Origin of the sequence: Streptomyces sp. NRRL S-118, assembly GCF_000716335.1 — a bacterium.
Taxonomy (GTDB): Bacteria; Actinomycetota; Actinomycetes; order Streptomycetales; family Streptomycetaceae; genus Streptomyces.
In genome coordinates this window covers 35,779-39,698 of the sequence record NZ_KL591038.1, presented here as the reverse complement: position 1 = coordinate 39,698, position 3,920 = coordinate 35,779, and the positions used below count along the sequence as shown (strand labels likewise).

3 protein-coding genes and 2 pseudogenes are annotated in these 3,920 nt (G+C 71.5%); 4 read left to right on the top strand and 1 reads right to left on the bottom strand.

The window, feature by feature from the left end; genetic code table 11:
- Nucleotides 1-534 (bottom strand): hypothetical protein (locus IH00_RS44675; protein WP_234335086.1); only part of this gene is annotated, 534 nt, incomplete at its 3' end.
- 84 nt (nt 535-618) lie between these two features.
- Between IH00_RS44675 and IH00_RS0135025 the strand changes: the two are divergent.
- The 4 genes and pseudogenes from IH00_RS0135025 to IH00_RS38255 all read left to right on the top strand — a co-directional run.
- Nucleotides 619-981 (top strand): annotated as a pseudogene (locus IH00_RS0135025) (Ku protein); the annotation flags it as partial.
- 1 nt (nt 982) lies between these two features.
- A pseudogene (locus IH00_RS0135020) lies at nt 983-1,684 on the top strand (Tn3 family transposase); the annotation flags it as partial.
- 214 nt (nt 1,685-1,898) lie between these two features.
- Complete coding sequence (locus tag IH00_RS0135015) at nt 1,899-2,369, top strand: hypothetical protein (protein WP_031080355.1); 471 nt, start codon at nt 1,899-1,901, stop codon at nt 2,367-2,369.
- Nucleotides 2,370-2,440: 71 nt separating this feature from the next.
- The coding region (locus IH00_RS38255; RefSeq protein ID WP_078888132.1) for a tetratricopeptide repeat protein at nt 2,441-3,920 on the top strand (1,480 nt) is incomplete at its 3' end.

The window sequence follows — 3,920 nt, the reverse complement described above, 5'->3', positions numbered from 1 at the left end:
CGGACGTAGGGCGGCGCCCGCCGACACTGGTACACCACGCGAGCACCGGCGTCGCCCCCGGCAGGGTGGCGGCGACCCGATAGGCCACCGCCGGCGCGGCCGGGGCCGTCCCTGCAGACCAAGGAGCCTGCCGTCCCGGCGGTCAGCCGACTGGGGCGTCTTCCTCAGACCGGCCGGGGCCCCTGGCGGGTGCTGAGCCAGGATCTGCTCCAGCACCTCGTAGAACGTGCTGGCCCGCTGGCTGCGCGGACTGCCGAAGACCGCCCGCTCGGCGGTCAGCAGCAGCAGCCAGTGCGTACCGGTAATCCGCATCCGGCCGGCCGCCCGCACGGCGCTCAGCAGGCGCCGGTTCTCGGGCTGCTGCAACGGCCTCTGCACGGGCGTCACCAACTGGTAGGCGGCCATCCGCAACTGCTGGCGCAGATGCAGGGGTACCTCGTCCCATGACGGGTCGTCCGCCCCGGGCAGCAGCCGGCCGCGCGCGACGCCGGACTCGGCGCGAACCGGCGGCGTGGTGCCGGCCGCCGCAGGCACCGGGACGAAGACGGGGACGGCAGAGTCTGCGGCTGGTGCCGCGAATTCCGATCCAGCGGGCCCCGGCCGGTATGGAGCGGCGCGATCTCGTTTGGCCTGGTCACGATCCCGATCAAGGTGCTGAGCCCCACCGAGTCGCACAACATCGGCTTCCACCAGGTGCACGAGAAGGACGGCGGCCGGATCCGCTACCAAAAGGTCTGCGACCTCGACGGCAAGGTGCTCGAGCAGCACGAGATCGGCCGCGGCTACGAGCTCTCCAAGGAGCAGGTCGTGCCGGTCACCGACGAGGAGCTCGACTCGATGCCGCTGCCCACGGCGAAGGCGATCGAGATCGTGGCGTTCGTGCCAGCCTCCTCGATCGACCCGATCCGGATCGGCGACTCCTACTACCTGGCCGCGGACGGGCAGGTCGCGGCGAAGCCGTACAAGCTGCTGCGGGAGGCGAGCGGGAATCGGGCAGATGGTGGTGCCCGGCACCCCGCGCGACTCGATGCACATCCTGGACACACTGCTGAACCTGGACGCCGGGGTGAAGCCGGACATGGTGGCCACCGACACCGCCTCCTACTCGGACATGCTTAGAGTGGTCGGCTCCCTGGTCACCGGGCAGGTCCGCGCGTACGACCTGCTGCGGATGTTCGGCCGCGAGGGACGCCCCACCCCGCTGGGCACCGCGTTCGCCGAGTACGGGCGGATCGCCAAGACCCTGCACCTGCTACGGGTGGTCGACCCAGTCGACGACACCTACCGGCGGCAGATGAACCGGCAGCTCACCGTGCAGGAGTCCCGCCACAAGCTCGCCCGGGACATCTGCCACGGCAAGCGCGGGCAGATCATGCAGGCGTACAAGACGGGCCAGGAGGACCAGCTCGGCGCGCTCGGTCTCGTGCTGAATGCCGCCGTACTGTGGACGACCCGCTATCTCGACGCCGCAATCGAGGAGTTGCGGTACCTGCCCGCCGAGGAGCGCGAGCACGATGTCCTGGACGAAGACGTCGCCCGCGTCTCCCGGCTCAAGCACGGCAACCTCAACGTGCTCGGCCGCTACAGCTTCCGCGCCTCCACCCCGGTCGACGGCAACCTGCGCCCGCTGCGCGACCCAGGGGCCGGCGGCCTTGACGAGGACGACGACGGCGCAGAACAGTGATCGACAGAGTCAGACCGAGGGCGGACGCGATGCCCGGCCGGACGGTGTGCCGCGGTCGAAGTGTCGTCCTTGGTAACTCGGCCCTGAGCGGCAGACCATGGTGACGTGCCCTCGATTCAAAGTCTGCCGAGGCGGTCCGGTGAGGCGCCCGGATCGGTACCCTTTACCGGCATAGAGACAGACATGGGGCGGGCAGCCTTGCCAGGGGGATGACATGTTGGATCAGGCGTTGGTTGTTCTGGGTTCGGCGTTCGGGGCGGCGGTGGCTTCGGCGGCCGGCACCGAGGTGTGGTCGGGATTCCGGGACCGGGTGGCCCTGATCTTCGGCCGCCGGGACGCGCGGGAAACCCAGGTGGTCCTGGAGCGATTGGACCGGTCGGCCCTCGAACTGGACCGCGCCGACCCCGGTGGCGCCGACCAGGTCCGTACCCGGCTGGAAGCATCCTGGCAGGCCCGGTGCGAGGACCTGCTGGAGAGTCTGGGCGCGGCGGACCGCGCGGAAGCCGCCGGGCAACTGCGCGAACTGGTGGCCTGGCAGGCCTCCGGCGCAGTCACGGCCGGGGACGACGGCATCGCCATCGGCGGCTACGCCGACATCAAGGCCGACCGCGGGTCGGCGGCCGCCCTGCGGATGGGCGACGTGTCCCTCGGAAACCCTCCGATGCCGGGTCCGGAGCAGCGCTGACCGTACCCGGCGTCAGCCAGGCGCCGCACATCTCTGCGCAGACATCGCTCTACGCGCAGTCCGGTGCCCTGGTGGTCGGCCGTGCCGATTCGGTGACGCACCATGCCGTGCCGCGGGCGCCGCTCTCGTGGCCGCGGCTGGTGGGCGTGGTCCCGCGGCAGGCGGACTGTTTCCAGCACCGCGATGCCGTCGATGCCTTGGAGCGAGCGGTGGCCGGGGGTGGGACGGCGGTGCTGTGCCAGGTGCTGGCTGGGATCGGTGGGGTCGGCAAGACTCAGCTCGCCGCCTACCACGCCCGCACCGCGTGGCAGGCCGGGGCGGTGGATCTGCTGGTGTGGGTCACCGCGACTAGCAGAGACGCGGTCCTGAGCGCTTACTCCGAGGCCGCTGTCGCGGTGACCGACCCCGACGACCCTCAATGCGCGGGCCTCGATGACCCTGAGCGGGCCGCCGTCCGCTTCCTGGCCTGGGCCCAGTCCACCGACCGGCGATGGCTGATCGTGCTCGACGACGTGAGTGACCCCGCGCACCTGAACGGCACGGACGGTCGGAGTGACCTGTGGCCGCCCGCGCGCCCGAACGGCTGCACTATGGTCACCACCCGCCGCCGCGACGCCGCCCTGCCCGGCCACCTCATCGACGTCGGCCTGTTCACCAAGGCCGAGGCCGTCGGCTACCTGAGGGCCAAACTCGCCGCCCAAGGCCGCCACGACGACCCCGGGCAGGTCAAGGAGCTCGCCCGCGACCTGGGCCATCTGCCGCTGGCCCTGGCCCAGGCGGTCACCTATCTCCTCGACCTCCACCTGGACTGCGCCACCTACCGCGCCCGGCTGGCCGACCGCGCCCGTACGCTGCCCGACCTGGTCCCCGAGGACAGCGGCCTACCTGACGCCCACCGCGCCACAGTGGCCGCCACCTGGTCTCTGTCCATCGAACACGCCGACCGGCTCCGTCCGACGGGCCTGGCCCGCCCCATGCTCCACCTGGTGGCCCTGCTCGACCCCAACGGCATCCCCGCCACCGTCCTGACCTCGCCCCCAGCCCTCGCCTACCTCACCGAACACCGCACCCCCGACGGTGACACTGATCCCGACGTATCCCCGCACGCGGTCGGGGTGGACGATGCGACCGACGCGCTGCGCTGCCTGCACCGGCTCAGCCTGGCCGACCACACCCCCAACACCCCTCACCAAGAGGTGCGCGTCCACAACCTCGTCCAACGTGCCACCCGCGAAGCCCTTAGCCCCGCCGCACGCGACATGGCGGCCCGTACCTGCGCCGACGCCTTGCACGAGGCCTGGCCCGAGGTCGAACGCGACACTGCCCTCGGCCAGGCTCTGCGCGCCAACACCGCCGCCCTGACTGCCCACGCCGCAGACGCCCTGTGGCAGCCCGACGCCCACCCGGTTCTCTTCCACACCGGAAACAGCCTCGGCCACACTGGACTCGTCACCGCCGCGCGCGCCTATTTCCAGGACTTGCACACCGCCGCCCGCCAGAAGCTGGGCCCCGACCACCCCGACACATTGACCGCCCGGCACGACCTCGCCT